Source organism: Nocardiopsis sp. FIRDI 009, from assembly GCF_003386285.1.
Lineage (GTDB): Bacteria > Actinomycetota > Actinomycetes > Streptosporangiales > Streptosporangiaceae > Nocardiopsis.
In genome coordinates, this window is sequence record NZ_QPNC01000009.1 from 374,291 (window position 1) to 400,382 (window position 26,092).

28 protein-coding genes and 2 tRNA genes are annotated in these 26,092 nt (G+C 70.9%); 17 read left to right on the forward strand and 13 right to left on the reverse strand.

Going from position 1 to position 26,092, the window contains the following annotated elements; all coding sequences use genetic code 11:
• Positions 1–14 precede the first annotated feature (14 nt).
• The 6 genes from aroH (at position 15) to DVR05_RS08430 (ending at position 4,865) form a co-directional block, all read left to right on the forward strand.
• Positions 15–377 (forward strand): chorismate mutase, encoded by a 363-nt coding sequence (gene aroH, locus DVR05_RS08405; RefSeq protein WP_116245254.1) that lies wholly within the window; start codon positions 15–17, stop codon positions 375–377.
• 71 nt (positions 378–448) lie between these two features.
• Positions 449–1,588 (forward strand): prephenate dehydrogenase, encoded by a 1,140-nt coding sequence (locus DVR05_RS08410; RefSeq protein WP_116245255.1) that lies wholly within the window; start codon positions 449–451, stop codon positions 1,586–1,588.
• Positions 1,589–1,674: 86 nt separating this feature from the next.
• Positions 1,675–2,370, forward strand: a complete 696-nt coding sequence (cmk, locus tag DVR05_RS08415; RefSeq protein ID WP_116245256.1) for a (d)CMP kinase — start codon at positions 1,675–1,677, stop codon at positions 2,368–2,370.
• Between the two features lie 198 nt (positions 2,371–2,568).
• On the forward strand, positions 2,569–4,008 hold the full coding sequence (gene der / locus DVR05_RS08420; RefSeq protein WP_116245257.1) for a ribosome biogenesis GTPase Der: 1,440 nt from the start codon (positions 2,569–2,571) through the stop codon (positions 4,006–4,008).
• Between the two features lie 120 nt (positions 4,009–4,128).
• Positions 4,129–4,626 (forward strand): DUF523 domain-containing protein, encoded by a 498-nt coding sequence (locus DVR05_RS08425; RefSeq protein ID WP_116245258.1) that lies wholly within the window; start codon positions 4,129–4,131, stop codon positions 4,624–4,626.
• Positions 4,627–4,791: 165 nt separating this feature from the next.
• A tRNA-Pro gene (locus tag DVR05_RS08430) sits at positions 4,792–4,865 on the forward strand.
• 100 nt (positions 4,866–4,965) lie between these two features.
• On the opposite strand, the gene DVR05_RS08435 is transcribed toward DVR05_RS08430, so the two are convergent.
• The 5 genes from DVR05_RS08435 to DVR05_RS08455 form a co-directional block, all read right to left on the reverse strand.
• Complete coding sequence (locus tag DVR05_RS08435; protein ID WP_116245351.1) at positions 4,966–5,400, reverse strand: tyrosine-type recombinase/integrase; 435 nt, start codon at positions 5,398–5,400, stop codon at positions 4,966–4,968.
• A 40-nt stretch (positions 5,401–5,440) separates the two neighbouring features.
• On the reverse strand, positions 5,441–5,932 hold the full coding sequence (locus DVR05_RS08440; RefSeq protein WP_157982407.1) for a site-specific integrase: 492 nt from the start codon (positions 5,930–5,932) through the stop codon (positions 5,441–5,443).
• Between the two features lie 252 nt (positions 5,933–6,184).
• A complete protein-coding gene (locus tag DVR05_RS27885; RefSeq protein WP_198659088.1) occupies positions 6,185–6,295 on the reverse strand; it encodes a hypothetical protein in 111 nt (36 codons plus the stop codon).
• Positions 6,296–6,540: 245 nt separating this feature from the next.
• Complete coding sequence (locus tag DVR05_RS08450) at positions 6,541–6,963, reverse strand: hypothetical protein (protein WP_198659089.1); 423 nt, start codon at positions 6,961–6,963, stop codon at positions 6,541–6,543.
• Positions 6,960–7,196, reverse strand: coding sequence for a hypothetical protein (locus DVR05_RS08455; protein WP_116245260.1), 237 nt, complete (start codon positions 7,194–7,196; stop codon positions 6,960–6,962). The genes DVR05_RS08450 and DVR05_RS08455 overlap by 4 nt, the downstream gene beginning before the upstream one ends.
• 142 nt (positions 7,197–7,338) lie before the next feature.
• On the opposite strand from DVR05_RS08455, the gene DVR05_RS08460 reads away from it, so the two are divergent.
• Positions 7,339–8,532: a helix-turn-helix transcriptional regulator gene (locus DVR05_RS08460; RefSeq protein ID WP_116245261.1), complete on the forward strand. Its 1,194-nt coding sequence runs from the start codon at positions 7,339–7,341 to the stop codon at positions 8,530–8,532.
• A gap of 282 nt (positions 8,533–8,814) precedes the next feature.
• Here DVR05_RS08460 and DVR05_RS08465 read toward each other — a convergent pair whose 3' ends face one another.
• Entirely contained in the window at positions 8,815–9,702 is an 888-nt protein-coding gene (locus tag DVR05_RS08465; RefSeq protein ID WP_116245262.1) for an HNH endonuclease, read from the reverse strand.
• A 285-nt stretch (positions 9,703–9,987) separates the two neighbouring features.
• The gene (locus DVR05_RS08470; RefSeq protein ID WP_116245263.1) at positions 9,988–11,550 is read right to left on the reverse strand and encodes an MFS transporter; all 1,563 of its coding nucleotides are present in this window, start codon (positions 11,548–11,550) and stop codon (positions 9,988–9,990) included.
• Positions 11,551–11,624: 74 nt separating this feature from the next.
• On the opposite strand from DVR05_RS08470, the gene DVR05_RS08475 reads away from it, so the two are divergent.
• The 4 genes from DVR05_RS08475 (at position 11,625) to DVR05_RS08490 (ending at position 14,537) form a co-directional block, all read left to right on the forward strand.
• Complete coding sequence (locus DVR05_RS08475) at positions 11,625–12,287, forward strand: TetR/AcrR family transcriptional regulator (RefSeq protein WP_116245264.1); 663 nt, start codon at positions 11,625–11,627, stop codon at positions 12,285–12,287.
• Positions 12,288–12,595: 308 nt separating this feature from the next.
• Positions 12,596–13,582 (forward strand): hypothetical protein, encoded by a 987-nt coding sequence (locus DVR05_RS08480; RefSeq protein WP_116245265.1) that lies wholly within the window; start codon positions 12,596–12,598, stop codon positions 13,580–13,582.
• A 125-nt stretch (positions 13,583–13,707) separates the two neighbouring features.
• Positions 13,708–14,370 (forward strand): dienelactone hydrolase family protein, encoded by a 663-nt coding sequence (locus DVR05_RS08485; protein ID WP_116245266.1) that lies wholly within the window; start codon positions 13,708–13,710, stop codon positions 14,368–14,370.
• Between the two features lie 93 nt (positions 14,371–14,463).
• A tRNA-Pro gene (locus tag DVR05_RS08490) sits at positions 14,464–14,537 on the forward strand.
• Between the two features lie 304 nt (positions 14,538–14,841).
• Here DVR05_RS08490 and DVR05_RS08500 read toward each other — a convergent pair.
• The 5 genes from DVR05_RS08500 to DVR05_RS08520 form a co-directional block, all read right to left on the reverse strand.
• Positions 14,842–15,576 (reverse strand): flavodoxin family protein, encoded by a 735-nt coding sequence (locus DVR05_RS08500; protein ID WP_116245267.1) that lies wholly within the window; start codon positions 15,574–15,576, stop codon positions 14,842–14,844.
• A gap of 449 nt (positions 15,577–16,025) precedes the next feature.
• Entirely contained in the window at positions 16,026–16,556 is a 531-nt protein-coding gene (locus DVR05_RS08505) for a hypothetical protein (RefSeq protein WP_116245268.1), read from the reverse strand.
• A gap of 422 nt (positions 16,557–16,978) precedes the next feature.
• On the reverse strand, positions 16,979–17,368 hold the full coding sequence (locus DVR05_RS08510) for a hypothetical protein (RefSeq protein ID WP_157982408.1): 390 nt from the start codon (positions 17,366–17,368) through the stop codon (positions 16,979–16,981).
• Positions 17,369–17,436: 68 nt separating this feature from the next.
• On the reverse strand, positions 17,437–18,339 hold the full coding sequence (locus tag DVR05_RS08515) for a serine hydrolase (RefSeq protein WP_116245270.1): 903 nt from the start codon (positions 18,337–18,339) through the stop codon (positions 17,437–17,439).
• On the reverse strand, positions 18,336–19,226 hold the full coding sequence (locus tag DVR05_RS08520; RefSeq protein ID WP_116245271.1) for a LysR family transcriptional regulator: 891 nt from the start codon (positions 19,224–19,226) through the stop codon (positions 18,336–18,338). Before DVR05_RS08520 ends, DVR05_RS08515 begins: the two co-directional genes overlap by 4 nt.
• Positions 19,227–19,436: 210 nt before the next feature.
• Here DVR05_RS08520 and bla point away from each other — a divergent pair, with 210 nt between their 5' ends.
• Positions 19,437–20,357: a class A beta-lactamase gene (gene bla / locus DVR05_RS08525; RefSeq protein ID WP_116245272.1), complete on the forward strand. Its 921-nt coding sequence runs from the start codon at positions 19,437–19,439 to the stop codon at positions 20,355–20,357.
• Positions 20,358–20,494: 137 nt separating this feature from the next.
• Here the strand turns inward: bla and DVR05_RS08530 are convergent, their stop codons facing one another.
• A complete protein-coding gene (locus tag DVR05_RS08530; protein WP_116245273.1) occupies positions 20,495–21,394 on the reverse strand; it encodes a LysR family transcriptional regulator in 900 nt (299 codons plus the stop codon).
• 107 nt (positions 21,395–21,501) lie between these two features.
• Between DVR05_RS08530 and DVR05_RS08535 the strand changes: the two genes are divergently transcribed.
• The 5 genes from DVR05_RS08535 (at position 21,502) to DVR05_RS08555 (ending at position 26,091) form a co-directional block, all read left to right on the forward strand.
• The gene (locus DVR05_RS08535) at positions 21,502–22,446 is read left to right on the forward strand and encodes an EamA family transporter (protein ID WP_116245353.1); all 945 of its coding nucleotides are present in this window, start codon (positions 21,502–21,504) and stop codon (positions 22,444–22,446) included.
• Between the two features lie 638 nt (positions 22,447–23,084).
• Positions 23,085–23,642 carry a hypothetical protein gene (locus tag DVR05_RS08540; RefSeq protein WP_232832035.1) on the forward strand — a complete coding sequence of 186 codons (558 nt, stop codon included), beginning with the start codon at positions 23,085–23,087 and terminating at the stop codon, positions 23,640–23,642.
• Between the two features lie 88 nt (positions 23,643–23,730).
• Entirely contained in the window at positions 23,731–24,591 is an 861-nt protein-coding gene (gene folP, locus DVR05_RS08545; RefSeq protein ID WP_116245274.1) for a dihydropteroate synthase, read from the forward strand.
• 10 nt (positions 24,592–24,601) lie between these two features.
• A complete protein-coding gene (locus DVR05_RS08550) occupies positions 24,602–25,336 on the forward strand; it encodes a hypothetical protein (protein WP_116245355.1) in 735 nt (244 codons plus the stop codon).
• Positions 25,315–26,091, forward strand: a complete 777-nt coding sequence (locus DVR05_RS08555) for a pyrimidine reductase family protein (protein WP_198659090.1) — start codon at positions 25,315–25,317, stop codon at positions 26,089–26,091. The genes DVR05_RS08550 and DVR05_RS08555 overlap by 22 nt, the downstream gene beginning before the upstream one ends.
• The last annotated feature ends 1 nt before the right edge of the window (position 26,092 follow it).

Genomic DNA, 26,092 nt, shown 5'->3' on the forward strand with positions numbered 1-26,092 from the left:
AGACGGGAACGAACGTGGCGGTACGGGCCATCCGTGGTGCGGTGCAGGTCGACGCGGACGAACGTGAGCAGATACTGGAGGCCACCGCGGAGCTGGTCTCCGAGGTGATGCGGCGCAACGGACTGGAGACGGACGACGTCATCAGCGTCCTGTTCACGGCCACACCCGACCTGACCAGTGAGTTCCCCGCTCTGGCCGCGCGCCGGACCGGCTTCGTCGACGTCCCGCTGATGTGCGCGACCGAGATCGACGTCCCGCACGCCCTGCCGCGCGTGGTCCGCCTCATGGCCCACGTGGTGACCGACCTGCCCCGCTCGGAGGTTCAGCACGTCTACCTGCGCGGGGCCCAGGCGTTGCGCCTGGACATCGCGCAATAGTCAGGAGGCGGCCCCGACCAGGGGAGTCGTAGGCTGGTGTGGACAGGCACGTGTGGAGAACGGAAGAAGCAGTGGGTGAGAGCTGGGACGGGGCCGGAGACCGGCCCGTCGTAGGCCGTGTCACGGTGATCGGTACCGGACTCGTCGGGACCTCCGTGGCGCTGGCACTGCGTGCCCGCGACGTGGACGTCACGCTGTCCGACCCGGATCCCGCCTCCCTGCGCCTGGCCTGTGAGCTGGGCGCCGGTCGGCCGCTCGCCGAGACGGGGGGTGAGCCCGCCGACGTGGCGGTGATCGCCGCCCCGCCCGCGGTCATCCCGGAGGTCCTGCGTGAGGCGCAGGACCGGGGGCTGGCGCACGTCTACACCGACGCCGCGAGCGTGAAGGCCAGCGTGCTGGCCGGTGCGGACCGGCTCGGCTGCGACATGGCCACCTTCGTGCCCGGTCACCCCATGGGCGGCCGGGAGAAACACGGCCCCGGGGCGGCCCGCGCGGACCTGTTCCTGGGCCGTTCCTGGGCGTTGTGCCCGACGGGCAAGGCCGACGCCGAGACCGTCGCCGTCGTCGCCGAGCTGGCGCGGATGTGCGGTGCGGTCCCCCGGATTCTGGACGCCGACGCGCACGACCGCGCCGTGGCGCTGGTCTCGCACGCGCCGCACGTGGCCTCCTCCGCCGTGGCCGCCAGCCTGTTGGGCGCGGACGAGGCGGCGCTCGCCCTGGCCGGTCAGGGGGTGCGCGACGTCACCCGGGTGGCCGGGGGCGACCCGGCCCTGTGGACCGAGATCCTCACCCACAACGCCCTGCCCGTGGCGGAGGTTCTGTCGGGTGTGGCCGAGGACCTGGCCGCCACGGCCGAGGCGCTGCGCGCCTTCGGTTCACGGCCCGTGGAGCGGACCGAGGAGACGCTGGCCCCGGTGCGTGACGTGCTCGCCCGGGGGCGCGGGGGCCAGGGGAGTCTGCCCGGCAAGCACGGGGCGGTCCGGCGGCCCGCCTACACGGTCGTGCCCGTGGTCATCCCGGACGAACCGGGGGCGCTGGGTCGCCTGTTCGCCGCGAGCGACGAGGCGGGGGTCAACATCGAGGACGTGCGGATCGAGCACACCCCCGGCCTGCCGTTGGGCGTGTGTGAGCTGTATGTGCTGCCCGAGGCCGAGGACACGCTCGTCCGGGCGCTGGCCGACGGCGGGTGGTCGGTGCACCCCAGTCGGTGATCCGGGTTCCGGGCGTACCGGACCGCGTTCGCGCGCGGGTACGCTGGGTCGTCGGCAGAAGTGAACGTATGCGGGAGTCAGGGCCAGTGAGCGCGCAGGGCAGCACCGAGGGCATCGTCGTCGCGATCGACGGTCCCTCAGGGTCGGGCAAGTCGAGCACGTCCAAGGGTGTGGCCAAGGCACGCGACCTGCGGTACCTCGACACGGGCGCCATGTACCGGGCGCTGACGTGGTGGATGCTGGACAAGGGGGTGGACGTGCACGACCCCGCCGCCGTGGCCGCGGTCGTGGAGCGTCCCGAGATCACGATGGGCACCGATCCGTCGGCCCCCGCCGTGGCGGTGGACGGCCGCGACGTGGCCGTCGAGATCCGGGGCAAGGACGTCACCGACAACGTGTCGGCCGTCTCCGCCGTCCCCGAGGTGCGTGATCTGCTCGTCCGCGTCCAGCGCGAGATCATCGCGGCCGCCAGGGCCGAGAGCGCGGGCATCGTGGTGGAGGGCCGCGACATCACGACCGTGGTCGCGCCGGACGCCCCGGTCAAGCTCTACCTGACCGCCAGCGCCGAGGCGCGTGCCCAGCGGCGCAGCAAGGAGGTCCGGACCAGCGACGTCGCCGGGACCCAGGCCGACCTGGCCCGGCGTGACCGGTTGGACTCCAACCGGGCGCACTCGCCGCTGACGCGGACCGACTCGGCGACCGAACTGGACACCACGGGCCTGACCCTGGACGAGGTCGTCGCGCTGGTCGTCAAGCTCGTCGACCAGGCCCGGGAGCGGTAGCCGGGCCGACACTCGCGGTCTCCCCGTCCGGGGGCCCGCGCACGGGGGAGCGTCCTCCGTGGCCAGTACACGGGTGCGGTCGGCACCCGTGCCATCACGTCCGGGACCGCGGCCCCAGGGGAGAGCGGGACCGGGCGTTCATTCGATCCTCGCGGCACGCGTCCTGGGCGCGCGGGGATCTGGAACCGGGAGCAGTACATGAGTGACTTCGACGTCTCCGATGTCGGCTACGAGGGCGAGGAGGGCACGGAGGCGACGCCCCTGCCCGTGGTCGCCGTGGTCGGCCGCCCCAACGTGGGCAAGTCCAGCCTCGTCAACCGTATCCTCGGCCGCCGTGAGGCGGTCGTGGAGGATGTGCCGGGTGTGACCCGAGACCGGGTCGCCTACGACGCCGAGTGGCAGAACACCAGGTTCACCCTGGTCGACACCGGTGGCTGGGAGACCAGCGTGAGCGGGCTGGCCGCGATGGTCGCCCGGCAGGCCGAGTACGCCGCGCAGACCGCCGACGTGATCCTGTTCGTGGTCGACGCGACCGTGGGCATCACCGACGCCGACGCCGCCGTCACGCGGGTACTGCGCAACACGAAACGCCCCGTGGTTCTGGCCGCCAACAAGGTCGACGGTGAGATGCAGGAGGCCGACGCGCTCGGCCTGTGGAACCTGGGCGTGGGCCAGCCGTATCCGATCAGCGCGCTGCACGGCCGCGGTACCGGTGACCTGCTGGACGCGGTCGTGGACGCCTTCCCCGAGCGGCCCCAGGGCGAGGCCGAGGACGACGACGAGGGCGGGCCGCGCCGGATCGCGCTGCTGGGCCGTCCCAACGTCGGCAAGTCCAGCCTGCTCAACCGGCTGGCCGACGAGGACCGCGTGGTCGTGGACTCGGTGGCCGGGACCACGCGCGACGCGGTCGACGAGCTCATCGAGCTCGGCGGCCGGACGTGGAAGTTCATCGACACCGCCGGTATCCGACGGCGGTTCCGGGCCCTCCAGGGAGCCGACTACTACGCGACGATGCGTACCGGCAGCGCCCTGGAGCGGGCCGAGGTCGCGGTGGTGCTGATGGACGTCAGCGAGCCCCTGGCCGAGCAGGACATCCGGGTGGTCGAGCAGGTCGTGGAGGCCGGGCGCGGCCTGGTGCTGGCGTTCAACAAGTGGGACGTCCTCGACGAGGAGCGCCGCACGTACCTGGAGAAGGAGATCGACCGCCAGCTGTCGCGGGTCTCCTGGGCTCCGCGGGTGAACATCTCGGCGAAGACCGGCCGCCACGTGGAGAAGCTGGTTCCGGCGATCGAGACGAGCCTGCGCGGCTGGGAGCAGCGGATCCCGACCGGGCAGCTGAACAACTGGCTCAAGGAGCTGGTCGCGGCGACCCCGCCGCCGGTGCGCGGCGGCAAGCAGCCCAAGATCCTGTTCGGGACGCAGGCGGGGGCGCGTCCGCCGCACTTCATCCTGTTCACGACCGGGTTCCTGGAGGACAACTACCGGCGCTTCATCGAGCGGCGCCTGCGGGAGGACTTCGGGTTCGACGGGTCGCCGGTGCACATCAGCATGCGGATCCGGGAGAAGAGGAACGGGACGGTGGGGCGCGCCTCGAAGGGCAGTGTCCGGCCGGACCGCAAGCCGCGCGGTCGGCGTTAAAGCCGTCATCGCACAGGGGAGGGGTCGTTCGGGGACGGACGGCCCCTCCCGTCGTCTCGGCCCTGTGGAGTGTGCGGTATCCGGCGGGGCGGTAGCGTGGTGACGGGTCGAGGAGGCAGCGTGCGCAGGGTGTTGATCAGTTCGTGCCTGGTGGGGCGCAGGGTGCGCTATGACGGGGGCGCCAAGACCGTCGTGGACGACGTGCTCGAACGGTGGCGGGCCGAGGGGCGCCTGGTCCCGTACTGCCCGGAGGTGGCGGGCGGGCTGCCCGTCCCGCGTCCGCCCGCCGAGATCGAGCCCGGTGCGACCGCCGCCGACGTCCTGGAGGGCAGGGCGCGCATCCTCACACCCGACGGGAGGGACGTGACCGAGGACTTCGTCGCCGGCGCGCGTTCGACCCTGGCCACCGCCCGCGCGCGCGGTGTCGCCGTGGCGGTGCTCAAGGAGGGCAGCCCCTCGTGCGGCGGCAACGTCGTCTACGACGGGACCTTCGGCGGGCACCGCGTCCCCGGTGAGGGCGTCACCACGCGGTTGCTGCGTGACCACGGCATCGAGGTGTTCAGCGAGGACGAACTCGCGCGGGCGCGCGAGCGCCTCGACGAGTTCGACCGGGCCTGACCCCTGGCCGGGCACCCGCGTCGCGGGTTCGGCGGCCTGGGGGAGGGGAGCGATGACAGGTGCCGGAGGCCACGGGCGCGGCGCCCAGGCGTGGTGCGAGCGCACCGGAAAGTACGGTAAGGTTTCACCCGTTGGCGGCGCCGGAGGCGGTGTCCGGCCGACGGACGGGACGTGGCGCAGTTTGGTAGCGCACTTGACTGGGGGTCAAGGGGTCGTGGGTTCAAATCCCGCCGTCCCGACAGAGAAGTAGCAGGGCAGAGAGAGGTTCGCCAGGTGGCGGGCCTCTTTCTTCGTCTCGGGTGGGGTTGGAGTGGGGTTGAACCGGGGTCGGGTGGGGTGTCAGTCCACGTCGTGCAGGATGGCGTCCATCGCTTTGGCCGGTGACCGGCGTACCGGCCTCAGTTGGTGGCGGTAGACGCGTTCTGTGGTGTCGGTGCCGTCGTGGCCCACGAGGAGTGAGATTTCCTCGATGCTCACGCCGTGGTCGGAGAGCAAGGACACGAAGGTGTGGCGCAGTTCGCGCGCGGTCCATTCGTTCTGGTCGAGTCCTGCCTTTCTCATGATGGTGCGCAGGTCCCGCAGGACGTTGTGGTGATCCAGCGGTGTCCCGTGCCTGGTGCAGAACACCAGGTCGTTGTCCTGCCACAGCTCGGCCGCCGCGAGGCGTTCACGGGCCTGCATCGCCTTGTGGTCGGTGATCGCTTTGACGGCGATGCGGGGCAGTTCCAGGGAGCGCCGTGACCGGCGGGTCTTGGTGTCCCCGTCACCTCGCACCGAGGTCCACACGTGGATCGTGGGAACCGCGCTGCCGGTGTCAACCTGCCTCCCAGGTGAGCGCCCGAATCTCCTCGGTCCGCGCGCCGGTGACGATGGAGCGCATCAGGTAGGCGTACCACCTCGTGCCTTCCGCCGCCTTGAGCACCGCGACGGCCTGTTCCAGGTTCATGGACTTGGAGGGCCGTCCGGGCTTGTCGCCTTTGAGCCTGCCCCGCTGGTCGAGTCGGGCGAGTTCGGCGACGTTGCGGGCGACCACCTCCTGGACCTGTGCGTAGCGGATGGCGCGTTCCAGCAGGTTGAGCACCAGCCGCAGCGTGCGCGACGACAAGTGCTTCTTGCGTCCCCGCAGCCATGCCAGTACATCGGCCACCCGAAGCTCCGCCAGCAGGTACCGGCCGAGGTAGGGGGTGATGTGGGTATTGGCGAGCCGTGTGTAGTTGTCGCGGGTGGTAGGTGCCAGGTCTGCGGTCTGGTCCCGCAGGAACTCCGCGACGCAGGCGGCGACGGTGTAGCGGGTGGGGGAGTTCACCCCCTGGTCCAGCTCTTCCAGGACCGTGGACAGCTCGTCGTAGAGGGTGTTCTTGTTCTTGCCGCTGACCTTCTTGACCTGACAGCGACCGGTGTGCGGGTCCTGCCTCAGACGGATCTCCGCTCGCCAGAGCTTCTTGGCCCGGTCGAAGTTAGACCGAGACGCCCTGCCGGTCGACCAGGGATGCCCTGGTGGGCTTGTGTGGCGTCCTGGGCACCACTCCTCGTCTTTCCCGGAACGGTCCCGTGCAGCCTACGCCGATGCCTGGTCCTCTACGAGGCGGTTGATGTACTTCTCCAGCGCGGAGCGGGGAATCAGCCTCCTGCGCCCCATACGCACCGACGTGAGCTCGCCTGTGGCCACGAGCTTCTTGACAGTGGGTCCTGCCCAGGGTCAAGGACTGCGCGGCCTCCTCCATCGAGTACGCGACCTTCTCACCCAACGTGAGTCCGCCCCCTTCCGCTGAACGATGCCCTCACTATCAGTTGCGATCGGGAAGGCGGAATGGGATCACGCTTCGTGGGTCTGTGTCGGGATCGTTGCGTACGCGGTGCGGACAGCGGAGAGCCCCGCCGCTGGCGTGCGGCGGGGCTCGTGTGAGTGCTGGATCAGGTTTTCCAGTGCACCGCGCGTTCCACGATGTAGGGGTCCAGACCGGTTACGGTCGCTCCGCACACGTGGTGACGCTGGATCTCGACCAGCGCCGACGCGATCAGGATGGCGCTCCGTCGGGCCTCAACCTCGGTGTCCCCACTGGGGATGACGGTGCGTACGTGGTTGCACTGGGCACCGTCGATCTCGTGAACGAGTCCGACGACGTAGGTGCGAGCCAGACGCCGAAGCGCCACGGGGCGGGGGATGGGCTGGTGGAACTGGCAACAGACCCGTGTGCCCTTGGCGTCGACGGTCTCGGCCTCGAAGGTGATGGTCTGCCAGTCCTCGGCGACCTGCTTCACCTTGGCGTTCATGGACCGTGCCCATGCTTCGAGCACCGCGCGGTTCTTCGCGGTGAACGTGGTGGTGCCGGTCATCGCTGCTCCCGCATGGCCAGGTAGCGGCGGGTCAGCGCGGCGAGTTCGTCGAACTCTCCTGGCTGGTGCTGCGTACGCGCGATCCTCGACAGGGCGTCCATGCCTTGGTGCTGCTGGGGCGTGTGGCGCTGTCGGCGGGGGAGCGGAGGCACCCCCGTGCGGTGGTGGAGCCCTCGGGGGCTCGTCAGTGGTTGTGTCAGCCTCGCCCAGATGCGGGCGATAGTGTTCCTCATGTCAGCGCTCCTGCGAAGCGTTGGCCGTGCCCCGGGGCGGTCCTACCCGTCGCCGGGGTCTGCTGGAAATGCCACTGTGCTTCGTGGAAACTGATTTCGGATCTGCCTGTCTGTAGGCCAGTTTGTAGGCCACCATGGATGTATGGCCCCCGAGACGTTCCCCCAGATGCTGAAGCGCCATCGCAAGGACCGTGGCTGGTCACAGCAGCGGCTTGCCGACGCGTTGTGCGAGGAGTCCGGTCGGGCCACGGTCGCACGTCAGGACGTCTACCGGTGGGAGTCCGGCCGTAGGGCACCGAAGTTCTGGCGCCCGTATATCGCAGCGGTTCTCGGCGTCACTCTGGAAGAACTGGACCGCGCCATCGCGGCGTCGTCCGAACCCGTACCCAAGCTGGAAGATCTTCTTCCCGGCGATGGCCCAGCCGTGGCGCTGCCGATGGGTGGCGGCCGTCGCGTCGGCAGGTCCACCGCTGACCAACTCATGGCCCGGGTGCACGCGCTCAGACTCGCTGACGACGTCATCGCTGGGCAGGACCTCATCCGCCCCGCTCTCCGTGAGCTGGATGCCGCAGTCACGCTTCTGCGGGAGAGCACCCACACCGAAGCCGTGGGTAAGGCGCTTCGTGTGGCGGTGGGGGAACTCGCACAGATCGCCGGGTGGATCGCCTCAGACGCGGGACAGCACGACCAGGCGGAGCGGGTGTACCTCCTCGGGTTGTCCGCCGCTCGCGAGGCCGGAGACGCCACGCTTGCCGGACAGCTCGCGGGCTCGCTGGCCTACCAGTGGAGCAACATCGGTCGCGAATCCGAAGGCGTGGAGTTGGCGGAAGCGGCGCTGGCCGAGGCCGGACCTCACGCGCCCCCTCGTGCCCGTGCTCTGTTCTGGGACCGTGTCGCGTGGGCGCACACGAAAACGGAGGACGTTCGTGCCGCGATGCGTGCTCTGGGAGAGGCTTCCGAGGCTCTGTCCCAACACGGAGGCGAGGACGAACCCACCTGGCTGTACTGGGTCGACGCCGGGGAACTCCAGGTGATGGAGGCGCGGGCCTACACCGAGCTTCACCGCCCACTCCGCGCGGTTCCGTTGCTCAACGACGTCCTGTCGCGGTACGACGCGACCCACAGTCGTGAACTGGCGTTGTACCTTTCCTGGCTCGCTGTTGCGTACGCAGACGCCAACGAGCCGGAGGAAGCCGCCAGCGTCGCGAGGCGGATGCTGGATATCTCCGATGGTCTGGGGAGTGAGCGCACCAACGAACGCGCACGCGTAGTACGGGAGTCTCTCGCGCCGTTCCGGGACGTGCCCGAAGTCCGAGAGGTGCTTGGCGTCGCGTAGAGCGGAGTCTCTCCGATGCCGAGGACGGGCCATGTCAGCGTGCACGGGAGGGGCGCGAGTGACATGACACCTGGTCAATCAGGTGGTCGATCAGGGGATCCGTGGGGTGGTCCGTTTGAGCGACCGGGTCATGCGTATGTCTTCACCCGGGTCAGACGAGGTTCTACCCCGGTCAGTACCCCACCCGACATGTGAGGTCTTCGCCATACATTCCTGGGAAGGGCGGGGTGGGTAGGCGTGAATAACATACTCAAGTGTGGGTCACGGTTCAGTCGGTTATCATCACGGCGACCTGTACCACCTCCTGTACCTGTCGCTGGTATCCGAGTGAGAGTCCGATTTATTTTGATTGCAGGGCTTGCAGAGTAGTTGAATATTACTGAGATCGTTCAATCCGTAATTCGCGAGTGGAACGATATGATCAAACTGCTCGTTGGGTAGTGCGTCCAACAGTCCAGAAACGTCCAACCCGCAGAACGCGCAGCGTCCGTACTCGCGAAAGTACACTGCTCTCTTGACCCACCTCGGTATGCTTTTTCTTTTCAGTGAGCCTCTTTTGGTGAATATCTCTTTAATCTCAACCTCCTGCATTTCAAGGTTTCTGCTTATTTCTTCGATATGCATGGAAAAGTAACTGTTGAGGCCGCGCATGGTCACACGATCTCTGAAGATGACGTGGAACACCTCGTCAGCCATCCTGGAGAGCAAGTCTTCGTAGGCATAGCTGTCTCTAAGGTCTTCGACAAAGTAGTCGTAGCATGCGTTGGCTACTTTTGCTGACTCCTGCCAAGTGGTCATATTTCGGGCAACTCTAACAACTTTTCCGTCTGGAGGTGGAACTTCAAATGGGGTGTGTTCGATTCCGTATCCCTGAAGTGCTAGATCAATAGGAAGATACCTCTTTGGTTGAAAGCCGTTTTCTGGGTCGTAGATTGTCACGTATGGACCGTCGGTGTCACTTAGAAAAATTTCGTCTGCCACCACTTTTGCTAGCTTGTGAACCAGGGTATCTTTTTGCCATGGTGGGATCATTTGCAAGATACCTTCGTTGACATGGAAGTCTTCCATGTCAATTGCGGTGGAGGAGCCCCGTGCGAACCTTGTTAGAGTGTCTGCGATTTTGTATGTTCGGAAGTATTTATGGTTAATCCATTCTGGGTCATTTTCCATTATGTTCCTGTGGTGTTAGTTTAAGTGGAAGGCTTCGGAGTTATATCTGGGCTGTTTGGTGGGGTGAAGGTGGGGTTGGGAGAGGAGCACCCGTGGGTGCCCCTCGGTGACCGTTCCCGTCGTCTGGTGGCCGGAACGTGACTTCTGGCCAGGGATTTCTTGTTGCTCGGCGACCTCCGGTGACCCCTGGTGGCCACGCCGTGCGTGACTGGGGGTCAAGGGGTCGTGGGTTCAAATCCCGCCGTCCCGACAGAGACCGGGGGGTCCACCGAAGGGTGGGCCCCGTCACGTTTCCGATTCGCCCCCCGAGGGGCGGGGTCGCGGAGCCGCGCCCTCGGCGCCCTTCTGACGCAGGCCGGTCAGGGCGATCACGGCCAGGGCGACGGTGATGGCGCCGCACGTGTACCCCACGGTGGCGAAGGCCGTTCCGAAAGCGGCGCTGGCCGCGGTGGCCACCTGTCCGGCGACCTCGGGCGGCAGTGCCCCGGCCGTCTCCCGGGCGGCGTCGACCCCCTCCCGCGCCGCGGCCAGGGTATCGTCGGACAGGCCCTCCGGGAGCAGGTCCGGCAGGCGCAGCCGGTACACCGCGGTCGCCAGGCTGCCCATGACCGCGATACCGAGCGCCACGCCCAGCTCCCCACTGGTCTCCGACAGGGCCGCCGCCGATCCGGCGCGCTCCTCGGGCGCCGACGCCACCACCAGGTCCGTGGTCAGCACCGTCGTCGGACTGAGGCCGAGCACGGCGAGCGTGCCGCCCGCCACCAGGACCCACAGCGGGTCCCCCGGGCCGACCTGGGCCAGAACCAGGTAGCCGACCAGGGAGAGCGCCGCGCCGCCGACGATCACCGTCGACGCCCCCCAGCGGGCGGACAGGCCGGGCGCGGTGAGCGAACCGGCGATCGCGGACAGCGCGATGGGCGCGGTCAGCAGGCCCGCCCGCAGCGGGGAGAGCCCGGCGGCGGACTGGAGGAACTGCGGGATCAGGAAGTTCGCCGACGTCACCGTGAAGACCCCGACGACGAGCAGGGCCAGTGCGGCGCGGAAGGCGCGGGAGCGGAAGAGGGCGGGGTCGATCAGCGGCGTCGTGAGGGTGCGCTGCCGGCGGATGAGGGTGGTGCCCAGGACGAGTCCCGAGAGCAGGGCGGTCACGTCGAGGGTGTCTGGCCCGGAGTCGACCAGTTCCTTGAGGCCGTACACCAGGCTGAGCACGGCGGCGATCGACAGGAGCACGCTCACGGCGTCGATCCGGGCGGGGGAGGGGTCGCGGCTCTCCGGCAGCAGGAGGGGGCCGAGCAGCACCACGACCGCCATGACGGGCACGGCCACGACGAACACCGAGCCCCACCAGAACGCCTCCAGCAGGGTGCCCCCGATGAGCGGGCCCAGGGCGACGCCGACGGAAAAGGTCGTCATCCACACCGCGACCGCGGTCGTGCGCTGGCGTTCGTCTCGGAACATCGTGCGGATGAGCGCGAGTGTGGACGGCATCAGCGTGGCTCCTGCGGCGCCGAGGAGGGCGCGCGCCGCGATGAGTGACAGGGGGCTGTGCGCTGACGCCGCCCACAGCGAGGTGACGGCGAAGGCGGTCGAGCCGATCAGCAGCAGCCGTCTGCGTCCGACGCGGTCGCCAACCGAACCCATGGTGACGAGAAGTCCGGCGATCATGAAGCCGTAGACGTCCATCGCCCACAGCCACTGGGTCGGTGTCGGTCCGAGGTCGGCGGCGATGTGCGGCGCGGCCAGGAACAGGACGCTCGCGTCGATGGCCAACACGAACAACGGCAGCGCGAGCAGGCCCAGCCCGAGCCACTGACGTCGGCCCGCGCGTGCCGGTACCTCCGTGACCATGCTTGTTCTCCGTCCTTAGTTTAGATACGATACGGATCGAATTGAATCTTAGGTAGGAAGGAACGGGAGCGTCAATGGGTCAGCGCTCCGTCGCGGGCGGACGGCCTCGCGACACGCACATCGACACGGCGGTGCTGGACACGGTCTCCGCCCTCCTGGAGGAGGACGGTTACCGCGGCCTGGCGATCGAGAAGGTGGCGCGCAGGGCGGGGGTGAGCAAGGCGGCCGTCTACCGGCGTTGGCCCAACCGGCAGCTGCTCGTCCTCGCCGAACTGGAGCGGCGGATGGGCGAGGTCGAACCGCCGCGCACCGGGTGCACGCTGTGCGACCTGGACGAGGCGCTGGCCCTCTTCGCGCGCACCTTCCGGTGCATGGGGCCGGAGTTCTTCGGTCCGCTGCTCGCCGACTGCTCAGGGGACGAGGAGCTGCACCGTCGGTTCATGGACACGCTCTTCACCCCGCCCCGGGCCGCCGTGCGCGACACCCTGGAACGGGCGCGCGAGCGCGGGGACCTGCGCGACGACGTCGACCTCACCCTGGCGGTCGACACCCTGGCCTCCCTGGTCCACTACCGTCTGCTCTTCGGTCACGCCCCCGTGGAGGGGCGGGAGACCGCCCGGGCGGTGACGACCCTGCTGCGCGGTCTGGCGCGCGACTTCGCCGCCCTGGAGGCCGAGGCGGCCGGACACTCCGAGGGCGCGCACGGTGAGGGCGGTTCCGGTTCGGGGCCCCGGTGATCGCAGATCCCACTCCGCTCGGAGGGCGAACCCGGCCACCGGGTTCGGTAGTCGGGTTCGCCCCACGCGGCCCGTCTCCGTATGCTGCGGGGAACACCGGACGCCGAGGCGCCCCTCCCGTCGCGCCGTGTCTGCGCGGGTATTCCCGGCATTAGGCATATTGGGTCAATTTCTCGTATCGTCTTCGTAGTACCCCTCGCCCCACAGGCACCATTCCGCGAGCCTCCGTGCGCGGAGGGCGACGGTTCCGGCCCCCGACCTCCTCACCGACGCACGGGCTCGCCAGCGGTACCACTCATGGAGCTGACATGACTCGCAACCTCGGATCCCCCTCCTCGCGGCCCCGGCGCCGCCGTGGAGCCCGTGTCCGACTCGGCGTCGCCGCCGTGTGCGCGGCCGCCGTCGTCACCGTCCCCCAGGCCGCCCACGCGGACCCCGAGGGCCTGGACATCGACGAGCTCAACGCCCGGGCCGAGGAGCTGGAGGAGACCTACGACGGTGAGCTCCTCCAGTTCAACGAGATCGAGGAGCGGGCCGAGCAGGCGCAGCAGGACCTGGAGGAGGTCGAGGAGCAGCTGGACCGGTCGCGCTCCGGGGTGGCCCAGATCGCGGCCAGCCAGTACATGAGCACCGGGTTCGACCCCACCCTGGACGTCGTCTTCGGCAGCGACCCCGAGGACTTCTTCACCGACGTGGCCATGGTCGAGCAGGTCGGCCGCAGCCAGGCCGAGCAGATCTCCGGCCTGGTGGAGCTCAGGGAGGAACGGGAGGAGATCGCCAGGGAGGCCGAGGAGGAGCTCGCCGAGGCCCGGGAGCTGATCGAGGACCTGGAGGAACAGCGCGACGAGGTCGAGGCCCTCATCGAGGAGTACGAGGCCGCGCAGGTTCCCGAGGAACCGGCGACCCCCGCCACCGGCACCATCCCCGCCAGCGTGCGCGGCTGGGGCTTCGACGGAGCCACCCCGCGCATGGCGGCCATCCGCGACGAGATCATCCTCAACGTGGGCGTCCCCTACGAGGTGGGGTGCGCCCGCAACAGCAACGACGACCACGGGACCGGTCAGGCCTGCGACTTCATGGTCGCCGCCATCGGCACCTACCCCTCCGGCGGGAACCGGAGCACGGGCAACGCGATCGCCCAGTACGCGATCGACAACGTCGACCGCCTCGGCGTGAAGTACGTCATCTGGGAGCAGCGGATCTGGCACGCCCAGAACCGCCAGTGGGTCGGGATGAACGACCGCGGCAGCGTCACGGAGAACCACTACGACCACGTGCACATCTCGTCGTACTGACACCGGCCGGCACGGGCCCGGGTGTGGTCCGCCGGGAGTCGGGTAGCGCTGTCTACGAGGGCCGTTCCCGCGGACACGGACGCGCCCGCGGCACAGCACACGCGGCCCCGCGAGGGGGACCCGCCATGGCCGAGCACGAAGTGGCCGTGGAGACGGCCGGTGTGTCACTCAACGGAAACCTGACCATCCCCGACGACCCCGTCGGCGTGGTGGTCTTCGCCCACGGCAGCGGGAGTTCACGGCACAGCCCCCGGAACCGGATGGTGGCCTCCGTCCTCCAGGACGGCGGGTTCGCCACCCTGCTGTTCGATCTGCTGACCGAGGACGAGGAACGGATCGACCGCGTCACCGCCGAGCAGCGCTTCGACATCGACCTGCTGACGGGACGGCTGTCCGGCGCGGTGGCCTGGCTCGGCGGCCGCGAGGACACCCGGACGCTGCCGGTGGGGCTGTTCGGGGCGAGCACGGGGGCGGCCGCCGCGCTGCGGAGCGCCGCCGACCACCCAGACCTGGTCGGATCGGTCGTGTCCCGGGGAGGCCGCCCCGACCTCGCGGGGGCTGCGCTCACCCGCGTGCGCGCACCGGTCCTGCTCATCGTCGGGGGAGCGGACCACCAGGTGCTGGCGCTCAACGAGGATGCCGCCCGGCGGCTCGGCGGGCCGCACGAGGTCCACGTCGTCCCGCACGCCACGCACCTGTTCGAGGAGCCCGGAGCGCTCGACCGGGTGGCCGAAGCGGCTGCGGACTGGTTCGCGCGGACCCTGCGCGCCGAGAGGGGAGCGGCCTGAGTCCACACCACGCGCGGACGGTCCGAGCGCCCCCGGGAATGCGATAGGGTTTCACCTGTTGGCGGCGTCGGGAACGGCGCCGGGCCAGCGGCACGGGACGTAGCGCAGTTTGGCAGCGCACTTGACTGGGGGTCAAGGGGTCGTGGGTTCAAATCCCGCCGTCCCGACAGATGAGGGGCGTTCACGCAGGTGAGCGTCCCTTTCGCATGCGATGGGGCGGGCGCCTGTGGGGTCGCGTTCCACATTCGTTCCGCACGAATCCGAAAAACCGTGCCCCTTCACGCCGTCTGGCCAGGCGCGCCACGGCCTTCTTCCGGCCGGTGTCGATCACGTCGGCCTGGGCGGCGGCAGCGAGCGAGACCGCGGTGTGGCGGAGCTTGTGCGGTGTCAGGCCCATCCCGTCGAGCCCGATCTCCTTGGCCGCCCCGTCGAACTCACGCGACCGCAGGTTGGCCGCACCGGTGCGCGGGCTCAGCGGTAGTCGGGGTTGTCGAAGTCGCTGCGGCATCCGGCGTCCCAGACCGAACGTTGGTTGCCGTAGGCGGGCACGCCCCCGGCGGCCTTGAGCATCGCGGCCAGGTGCATCAGGTTGTAGGTCATGAACGCGGCGTTGCGGTTGGTGAAGTCGTTCTCCGGTCCGCCCGATCCCTCGTCCAGGTAGGACGGCCCGGGGCCCGCCTCACCGATCCATCCGGCATCGGCCTGGGGCGGAATGGTGTACCCCAGGTGCTGGAGGCTGTAGAGCACGTTCATCGCGCAGTGCTTGGCCCCGTCCTCGTTGCCGGTGATCACACAGCCGCCCACCCGTCCGTAGTAGGCGTACTGGCCCCGCTCGTTGAGCAGGTGCGAGCACCCGTACAGCCGTTCCACGACCCTCTTCATCACCGAGCTGTTGTCACCGAGCCAGATCGGCCCGGCCAGCACCAGGATGTCCGCGGCCAGAACCCGCTCGTACACCTTGGGCCAGGCGTCGACCGCCCACCCGTGCTCGGTCATGTCGGGATGGACCCCGGTCGCGATGTCGTGGTCGATCGCCCTCAGCGTGTCCACCGCGACTCCGGATGACCGCATCAGGGACACACTGCGTTCGAGCAGGCCCTCGGTGTGGCTCAGCTGTGGTGACGGTTTCAGAGTGCAGTTGATGAACAGCGCCCGAAGTCCGTCGAAGGACGGCGCCGGATCGGTGGCGGTCTCGTGCGCGGGCATGGTCGGCTCCTTCCCCACAGGCGATGGCCGACCACCAGTTGATCACGACGGGTGCCCGGGTCATCGCCATGCGTACCGCGAGTCCCGGTTCGCATCTCGACCTCGGTGAATTCCCGGCCCACGCGCCTACCCCTCGGGCCTGGGCATGGGGTGAACGTGTGCGGACGTGGCCGTTCTGCTCAGCCCCGAGGGTCCGATGCCGCGTGATCGCCCCCTCGGTGTTCGTGGCCGCCCGGCATCGCGCCTGCGTTGGGAGACGCGGCGACGCCGACCCTGAACAGTCCCTGAACGCTACCCACTGGTACGAACGTTCTGTGAGAACTTGGTGGGGGCGGATCACAGGCGAGACCGGGAACGAGCGGGGCCGAATGCGCAGGTCATCGTGGTGTGGAACCGGGCTCGTGCGTGGATGTGCCCGCACGGCGGTCCCGGCGGGCTGATGGACGACCTCAGGCTTTGACCCACAGCGAACTGATCCGGCCCCGGATGACGCTCGGAATCTCGAAGGTGGAGTACTTCTCCGTCACGGACCGTCCTCCGTAGTTGCTGTGTTCGTAGAGGGTGGTGAGGCGGCAGTTGTTGAACAGGCGGTAGGAACCGATGCGGTCGTTCCACTCGTCCCCGACGTAGGCCACCCCGTACCCCGAGGAGTCGCACGGACCGGCGCTTCCGCGCAGTTGCGTGCTCGATCCGTTGTAGTAGTTGGACGAGTACCAGGTCATCAGCAGGGTGCTGGCCGCTCGGGCGTCCTGGAGAACGGCGGCCTGGGGGTCGGTGTCGCAGAACTGGGAGGCGACGCGGCTCTGCTCGGAGCCGGGTGCGGGGGCGTCCAGGGTGATCACGCAGTGGGTGGTGGTCTTGACGGCCTCGGCGTTGGCCGTTGTGGTGGGAAGGGCGCTCACCAGGACCAGGGCGATGGCCGCCACGCTCCACGTCCGGGGTCGGAGGCCGGGGGCGCTGTGTCGTTCGGGGGTGTTCATGTTGGTTCCTCCTATGAGGGTGTGGTCCGGGTGTGCGGGAAACACGATCTGAAGCTTTCCTTCACCGTTTCCACTCTGCGCGGAGGAAAACAACCCTTGGTGGGGCGTGACCGTGCGCCTCGGCAGGCCGGGTCAGGCCCTCAGGGGCCGGGTCGGGGCGCGGACGCTCGGATCCGGGTTCGCCCCGGTGGACGATCCGGGTCTGGAACAGCCGGTCAGGGGGTGGCAAGCGTAAGTAGCCGCTGGTGTGTGAAGGACGGGGCCCGGAACCTGCCACAGCCGTTCGTTGGTGTGGGTCCGGTCCAACCGAAGCCCTCGCTCCCCTGGGGCGGGTCTGGGAACCGCCGCCCCTGTTCGCTCAGTCCGCCCTGCCAACGGTTTGGCACAGTGAGCGCTGATTGTTTTCGCGGGGCAGGGCGTTGTTATGAGAGGTCAAGGGGGCGTTCCTCCTCGCGTTCCAGCGCGAGCACGAGCAGGGTGATCATGCGGGTGGCGGCCTCCCACTGCTCGACCGTCAGGCCGGGGAACCGCTCGCGCGGCAGCGGGGTGGACTCGATCTCCCATGCGACGTCGCTCAACGGGACGTCGGTGCCCCGGATCCTCAGCCCCGACACCGGGCGAGGGCCGGGGCCGGATGGTGTGAAGCGCGAAGCGTACTCGATGTGCGAGGCGCAGGCGAGGTTGTCCGGGGTGTCGGACCCCAGGGACAGGAGCTCACGCGCGAGGGCGCGGGTGAGCTCCTGCGCGTCCGCGCCGGAGTCCGCGTCCACAAGCGTACGGATGAGTCGTGCACGGGGGCCGGGGTCCACCATGGGGCCGATGATACGGACCGCGATGCCGTGACCGCGCCGTCGGCCTCCGTGGGCGGAGTCGACGATCCCTATCCGCCGCGCAGGTGGTCGCGCAGCGCCCGCGCCACCCGCGCCATGAGCGCGTCGGCCTCCGGCTGCACGACCGCCGACACCCGGGACTCGGTGAGGGCGGCCACCGCGAACGCCTGACCGTCCTCGTGCTCCACCACGCCGATCTCGTGGCGCAGGTGGAGCAGCGTCCCGGTCTTGGAGGACCACCGTGTCGAGTCGGAGGTGAAGTCGGGCGCCAACCGGTGCCGCAGCATGTTGGCGCCCATCAGCTCCCGCACCCGCGCGGCCACCTCGGGCGGGATCCTCGACGGGGTCCACAGCGCCGCCAGCAGGTCGACGCACGCCCGCGCCGAGGCGGTGTTGGTCCGGGTGACGTCGAGCTGGGGGACGGGGTGGCCGCGCCCGGCGGTGCCCGCGCGGATCGCCAGCGCGTGGGCGAGGTGGGCGTCCGCCGGGGCCAGGCGGTCCTCCGGCGTCTCCCGGAGTTCGCGGATCGCGTGCCGCACGGTGACGCCGCCGATCCCGAACGTCCGCAGCACGCGGGCCACCTCCTCCGGCGGGACCCGCTCGAACAGCAGGTTGGTCGCCTTGTTGTCGCTCAGGCACAGACTGAGGTAGATCAGGTCCTCGACGGCGATCCGTACCGGGTGCCGGAACCGGCTGAGCCCGAACGGCCCGACGACGCCCACGTCCTCGGGCCTGACCTCGACCGGGGCGGCGCCGTCGAGTTCGCCGCGCCTGACCAGCTCCAGCACGGCGATCGCCAGGGGCACCTTGACCACCGAGGACGTGGGGTACTCCAGGTCGGGCTCGATGCCGACCTCCCGTCCGGAGGCCAGGTCCCGCACCAGGAACGATCCGCGCAGGCCGCCCTCGTCCAACTCCTGGCGCAGCTCCCTGACCAGGGCCGTGTCGCTCATCCGCCGTCCCCTTTCGTTCCACGGGCGCCCAGGCAGCGCGCGATGTCCCCGTCCAGCCTCTCGCGGATACGTTCGGCCTCGTCCCCCGTCACGGCCCCGAGTTCGTAGCCGCGCACGAGCCGCAGCTCGCCGAGCGGCCGCCAGCGCAGGCCCAGCTCGGCGGACTGGAGGCGCGAGCACAGCAGCAGGTCCCGTGACCCGAGCACCTCCGCCACGGCCGCGGTCAGCGCGGAGGCGACCGTGACCTGCGCCGGACGCAGCCCGACGGTGTCGCGCACACGGAGGACCCGGTCGCGTACGTGCGGCACGTCGTCCTCGGGCTGGACCCACACCCGCCGGGGCGCCGACCGCTCCGCCCGGCCCGCCCGCAGGGATTCCAGGTAGACCGTCCTGGCCTGCGGTTCCTCCGCGCCCGCCAGCCCCAGCGGCACCGTCCACCGCGCCTCGTCCCCGGGCACCGCGGTGACCGCGGCCCGGACCTGTTGGGTGCGCAGCAGTTCCGCCCTGCGCTCCGGCGGCGCCGGGTGGAAGTCCAGGTGCAGCCCGTGCAGGCGCGCCGCCGCGTCCAACCGGGCGAGGGCGGGGGTGGGGCACAGGTCCGGGACGGCCAACCGGACGGGAGCGAGCCGGGCGCGCTCGGCGTCGTGTTCCATCGCCTCGGCCAGTTCGACCAGGCGTCGTGCCGACGGCAGCATGTCCCGGCCGAACTGGGTCAGGGCGGCACCGCGGGCGGAGCGGTCGAACAGCCGTGCCCCCAGGTGCCGTTCCAGGGCGGCGATGCGGCGGCTGGCGACGGGTTGGGGGATGCGCGCCGCGGCCGCGCCGAGGGTGAAGCTGCCGCGGTCGCTCACGCTGACGAACGCGCGGCAGGCGCCGACGAGGTCCATGCCCGCACAGTATGCCGGAAACGCATGGAAACCGTCGTTCGTGTCTTGGACAGCATGCCCCGGTCCGGGTGAGACTGCCGGACACGGGCCCTCCGGCGAGGGGCGTGCGTGTGCGCGCGGCACGCGCGTCCGTCCCGGGACGCCGCCGGTCGGCAGCGGGGCCCGGCCCATCGGCACACCCCACCACAGGGGAAGGAAGGCGTATCCGCCATGTCGCATCACCTCTCACGTCTGGCCAGGACCGCGGCTGCCGCCGCGCTGGCCCTGGCCCCGCTGGTCGGCTGCGCGACGACCGGCGGGACCGCGTCGCAGTCCACCGCCGCGCCCTCCGCCGCGTCCGTGTCCCCGGAGGAGTACGCGGAGCGGTTCGCCGCCCTGGAGGAGCGCTACGACGCCCGGCTCGGCGTCTTCGCGGTCGACACCGGGACCGAGGAGACCCTCGCCCACAACGCCGACGACCGGTTCGCCTACGCCTCCACGCACAAGGCGTTCTCGGCCGCCGCCGTGCTGCGGCGCAGCACGGACGAGGACCTGGAACGGGTCATCACCTACACGGAGGAGGACCTCCAGGAACACGCCCCGATCGCGGAGGAGAACCTCGACACCGGGATGACCCTCCTGGAGGTCTGCGACGCGGCGGTCCGGTACAGCGACAACACCGCCGCCAACCTGCTCTTCGCCGAGCTGGGCGGGCCGAGCGGACTCCAGGAGGAGCTCCGGGAGGTCGGTGACGACGTCACGCACGTCGACCGGATCGAACCCGAGCTGAGCGAGGGGGCGCCCGGCGACATCCGCGACACCAGCACCCCGCGCGCGATGGCCGCCACCCTGCGCGCGTACACGCTCGGCGACGTCCTGCCTCAGGACCGGCGGGAGATCCTCGTCGACATGCTCCGGCGCAACGTCACGGGCGACACCGTGATCCGTGCCGGTGTCCCGGACGACTGGACGGTCGGCGACAAGACCGGCACCGCCGGCTACGGCGGCCGCAACGACATCGCGGTCCTGTGGCCGCCGGAGGGCGCCCCGATCGTCCTGGCCGTGATGAGCAGCCGTGACACCGAGGGCGCCGAGCGCGACGACGCGCTCATCGCCGACGCGGCGGCGATCGTGGCCGAGGCCATGAGGTAGGCGCTCCCGCACCGTCCGGGGCGGTTCCGAGCGGCCGCCCCGGACGGTGGCGCGGACACGGGGGCTCGACACTCCGAGGCCGCGCGGTGGGCGGTCGCGTGCACGATCCGGGCACCGCGGGTGGTCCCGGGGCGCGGTCACCGCTCCCGGGCGTGCTCCCGCAGGACGCGGACGGCCTCGGCGACGGCGGGGCGGCGCGAGGTCCCCTCCCGCCACAGGACGGACACGCCGCGGACCGGGGCGGGGTCCAGGGGCCGCACCACGACGGAGTCGGGGACGGCGCCCCGGCCCAGCCGCGGGACCATCGCGATCCCCAGACCGGCCGCGACCAGCGCGACCTGGGTCTGGTACTCGCCCACCAGGTGGACCACGTCCGGCTCGACGCCCACCGCGCGCAGCGTGCGCATCAGCCAGTCGTGGCACACCGTCCCCGGCGGCTGGCAGATCCAGCGGGCGGAGGCCACGTCCCGGCGGCTCAACACCGGAAGACGCGCCAGCGGATGGCCCGGGGGCAGCAGGACGTCGCACACGTCGCGCCCGATCCTCGCGCGCGCGACCCCCTCCGGAACGCTCATCGGCGCGATGTCCCAGTCGTGCACCACCGCCAGGTCGACGACCCCCTGCGCGACCATACGCGGGGTGGCGTGCGGATCCTCCTCCACCAGCCGCGGGTCGAGGGCGGGGTGGGCCGCGGACAGTTCGGCCAGCACCCCCGGGAGCAGGCCGCGGGCGGCGGTGGAGAACGCGGCGACGGTCAACCGACCGCTGGGCCTGCCGCGCCGCTCCTCCAGGGCGACCTCGGCCTCCTCCACCAGGGACAGCACCCGGGCGGCCGTGTCCACGAGGAGGACGGCCGCGTCGGTGAGCACGACCCCGCGCCCCTGCCGTTCCAGGAGCGTGGCGCCGGTCTCGCGTTCGAGCTTGGCCACCTGCTGGGAGACCGCCGACGGTGTGTAGCCGAGAGCCTCGGCGGCGGCGCCGACGGACCCGTGGACGTGTACGGCGTGCAGGGCGCGAAGCCTGGCGAGGTCGAGCACGGGCGGTCCTTCCGGCTGGGCGTACCCGGACAATGTAGTAACGCTGAATCCAACCATGTAGAACTCTTCGCTGGTGCTGAATCCACATGGTCGGCATCATCGGACCCATGCGTCCGGCTCACATCGCCCTGGCCGTACTCGTCGCGGCCGTGTGGGGCGTCAACTTCGTCGTCATCGAGGTCGGTCTCGACCACGTCCCACCGCTCCTGTTCTCCGCCCTGCGCTTCCTCGTGGCGGCGGTCCCGGCGGTGTTCCTGGTGCGCCGACCCGGGGTCGCGCTCGGCTGGGTCGTGCTGGTGGGGCTGGTGCTGGGCGTGGCGAAGTTCGGCCTCGTCTTCACCGGGATGCACCTGGGCATGCCCGCCGGGCTGACCTCGCTGGTCCTCCAGGCCCAGGCGGTGTTCACCGCGCTCCTGGCCGTGCTGTTCCTGCGGGAGCGCCTGGGACCCCTGCGGTACACCGGGATGGCGGTGGCACTCGGCGGGATCGGTGTCGCCGCCTACGACCAGGGCGCCTCCGGGCCGATGGTCGCCTTCCTCATGGTCGTGGCCGCCGCCGCGTTCTGGGGGCTGGCCAACGTCATCACCCGTCGGGCCGCGCCGCCCGACGCCCTGAGCTGGATGGTCTGGGTCAGTCTCGTGCCACCGCTGCCGCTGTTCGCGCTCTCCCTCCTGCTGGAGGGGCCGGAGGCCGGGCGCGCGGCGATCCGGGAGATGGACGCGGCCGGGGTCGGAGCGGTCCTGTTCGTGGCGTGGGGCGCCACGGTCTTCGGGTTCGGCGCCTGGGGTTTCCTGCTCCGTCGCTACGACGCCTCGGCGGTGGCGCCGTTCTCGCTTCTGGTGCCGGTGTTCGGCATGGCCTCGGCGGCGCTGCTGCTGGGGGAGGAGATCACCCCGTTGAACCGGGTCGCCGCCGTCCTGCTCGTGGGCGGGGTCGCCCTGACCTCGCTCAGCGGCCGCGCGCGGAGGTCCGCACCAGTCTCCGCCGACGCCTCCGGGCCCGGGCGTGACCCCAGACCCGCCCCCGAAGGCGCGACCGGCCCCTCGCGCTAGCCCCCGAGCGGCCGGCGACCCCCCGCGCCCCGTGCGGCCCTCCGGTTTTGCTCATCGACCGCTCACCTCCCCGGCCGCCGAGGGGCCTCCGCGGGATTCCCGCGGGGACCGCCCTGTGGCGGGCCTCGTACCTCGCACCGAACCGCCGCGCCGACGGGACCGGTCCGGCCGCCGTGCCGGGGCCGGTCAGGAAGGACACCGTGCTCACCACGGCTGCGGTTCGTGTCCGCATGGGACCAACGTAACCGGGATCGGCCGATCGCGACAGGAGGGGCGGACGGGTCGGGGGAACGGCCCGTCCGCCCGGGGAAACCCCTGGTTCTCCTCGGCAGGAGTGGGGGAGGGTTCCCGCGGTCCCGGGTCCGTCGGATCCGGGCTCCGCGGTGACGGCGACCCTGCCTGGAGGAGACATGATGGCCGAGAACGACCACGACCACGACGTCCTGGTGGTCGGAGGCGCGGGGGTGGACACGATCGTCCGGGTACGGGAGCTGGCCCTGCCCGAGGGCGACGCGGTGTTCGTGCCCCCCCGTACGCGACTACGTGGGGCACACCGGCAACGGGGTGGCGCTGGGCTGCCACACGCTGGGTCTGGCCACGAAGTTCATCGACTTCCTCGGTGACGACCCCCAGGCCGGATGGTGCTGGAGTCCTACGCCGAGCGGGGACTGGACTTCAGCCGCGTCGTCTCACCGCACGGCACGCCGCGCGGTGTCAACCTGGTGGACGCGCGGGGGCGGAGGTTCTCCTTCTTCGACGGACGCCACTCCCCGGACCTGCGGGTGCCCCGCGACTTCTACCTCCCCTTCGTCGAGCGAGCCCGGCACGTGCACATGTCGATCATGAACCACAACCGCGACATGTACGACGACCTGGAGCGACTGGGCGTCAGCAGCTCCACGGACCTGCACGACTGGGACGGGGAGGAGACCCACCACCTCGACTACGCGCTCCGCTCCGACCTGGTCTTCCTCAGCGCGGCGGCGATACGGGAACGCCGGGCGCGGGTGATGCGCCGCGTCCTGGACGAGGGACGCGCCCACCTCGTCGTGGCCACCGACGGTGAGAACGGCTGCCACGTCCTGTCGGTCGCCGGTGCGTTCGCCTGCGGAGCCCACGGCACGCACGCCGAGTTCGTGGACCCGCCTACGCTCAGACGCCTGGTCGGTGCCGCCGGGGGTTCGGGGGTGCCCTAGGGTGGCCGCTGGGAGGGGCGTTGAACCACGAGATGCCAGAGCGCCGCGTCCGTGGGGGCGCGCGTGTTCGGGGAGAGGCGGACGGGACGTGCTGAGACTGCGCGGTCGGGAGTACGGGCCGGACGCGACGCTGGTCATGGCGATCGTCAACCGGACCCGGGACTCCTTCTACGACAACGGCGCCACCTGGGACGACGCCCCCGCCTTCGAGCGGGTGCGCGCGGTGGTGGCCGAGGGCGCCGACATCGTCGACATCGGGGGCGTCAAGGCCGGTCCCGGCGAGGAGGTCGACGCCGAGGAGGAGAAGCGCCGCACGGTGGACTTCGTGGCGGCCGTCCGCGCCGAATTCCCGGACCTGGTGATCAGCGTCGACACCTGGCGCGCGTCGGTGGGCCGGGCGGTCTGCGAGGCCGGCGCCGACCTGCTCAACGACGCCTGGGGCGGCCACGATCCGCGACTGGCCGAGGTCGCCGCCGAGTTCGGCGTGGGGCTGGTGTGCACCCACACCGGTGGCCTCGCCCCCCGCACCGGGCCTTTGCGGCCCTCCTACGACGACGTCGTGCGCGACGCGATCGACGCGACCGTGGCGCTCGCCGAGCGCGCGGTGTCGCTGGGCGTGGACCCGCACTCGGTGCTGATCGACCCCGCGCACGACTTCAACAAGAACACCTGGCACTCGCTGGAGCTCACCCGCAGGCTCGACGAGATGACCGACACCGGCTGGCCGGTGCTGGTCGCGCTCTCCAACAAGGACTTCATCGGCGAGACCCTCGACCTGCCGGTGGGGGAGCGGCTGACCGGCACGCTCGCCGCGACCGCGGTGTGCGCCTGGCACGGCGCCCAGGTCTACCGCGTCCACGAGGTCACCCCCACCCGGCGGGTCCTCGACATGGTCTCCGCCATCCGGGGTGTGGCGCCCCCCGCACGGACGGTTCGGGGGCTGGCGTGAGGAGGAGCGCGTGATCGTCGCGACCGCGGTGTGCCCGCACCCGCCGCTGCTGCTGCGGGAACTCACCGGCGCCCAGGACGTCGCCGCCGACCTGCGCGGGGTCTGCGAGTCGGCGGTGTCCGTCCTGCTGGCCACGCCCGACCTGGACCGGATCGTCGTCGTGGGCGGCGCCGACGCCTCCGGCGAGGGTCTGTCGGGCCGCGTGCCCACACGGCTCTACGCGGGCGCCGCCCAGCGCGGCCTCAGGGCGGGGAGCCGGGGGCGGGACACCCGTTCCGGGACCGGTGAACCGCTCCCCCTGAGCCTGGGGGTCGCCCGGCGCCTGCTCGACACGGTGGCGCCCGACACGCCCGTCGAGACGGTCGCCGTCGCCTGGGACGCCTCCGCGGCGGAGGTCGAACGCGTCGCCCGCTCCGTCGCCGGAGGGGCCGAACGGGTCGGACTGCTGGTCATGGGGGACGGCGGGGCCCGCTGGGGGGTGCGCGAGCCCGGGCACCTGGACACCGCGTCCGTCGACGTCGACGAGGTGGTGCGGCACGCGCTGGCCGACGGCGACACCGGGGCGCTGGCCGCCCTGGACCCGGAGGAGGCCGCCGACCAGATGGTCGCCGGTCGCGCTGCGCTCCAGGTGATGGCCTCGGCCGTGGCTCTGGGCGGAGCCAGCGTCGGAGCGGAACTGCTGTACGCCGACGCCCCCTTCGGTGTCACCTACTTCGTGGCGGTGTGGTCGTGCGCCTCCTGCTGAACGACGTCGTGCCCGGCGCGGCCGACCCCGGCGACCGGCTGGGGCCGGACGACCTGGAACGCCTCTACGCCTATCCGGACGTGACCGCGCGCCCCTGGGTGCGCGCGAACATGGTCGCGACCCTGGACGGCGCCGCCGCGGGCAACGACGGCAGGACCGGCTCCATCAACACCGCCGCCGACCTGGTGGTCTACACGCTCCTGCGCGACCTGGCCGACGTGATCCTGGTGGGTGCCGGGACGGCCCGGAGCGAGGGGTACCGGCGCACCCCGCCCCGGTCCGCGCGCTTCCTGGACCGGGCCGCCGCCGAGGGGCGTCCGTCGTGCCCGGTGACGGCGGTGGTCAGCGGTGCGGCGCAGGTGCCGCCGCTGTTGGCCGCCGACGCCCCCGACCACGGCGACGTCCTGCTCGTCACCTGCGCGGGCGCGGGGCCGGAGGCGCTGGACCGGGCGCGCCGCCTGCTCGGTTCCGACCGGGTGATCGTCGTCGGCGCCCAGAGCGTGGACCTGCCCGCCGCCGTCGACGCCCTGCACGCCCGCGGCCTGCCGCGAATCCTGTGCGAGGGCGGGCCGCGCCTGCTGCGCGACGTGGCGGCCGCGGACGCGCTCGACGAGCTGTGCCTGACCGTGGTGCCCCTGCTGGCCGCGGGCGTGCAGCAGCGCGTCACGGCGGGGGCCGGGGTCGACCGGGCACTGGTGCCCCGGCTGGTGATCGAGCAGGACGGCACCCTGCTGCACCGCTGGATGCGTCCCTGAC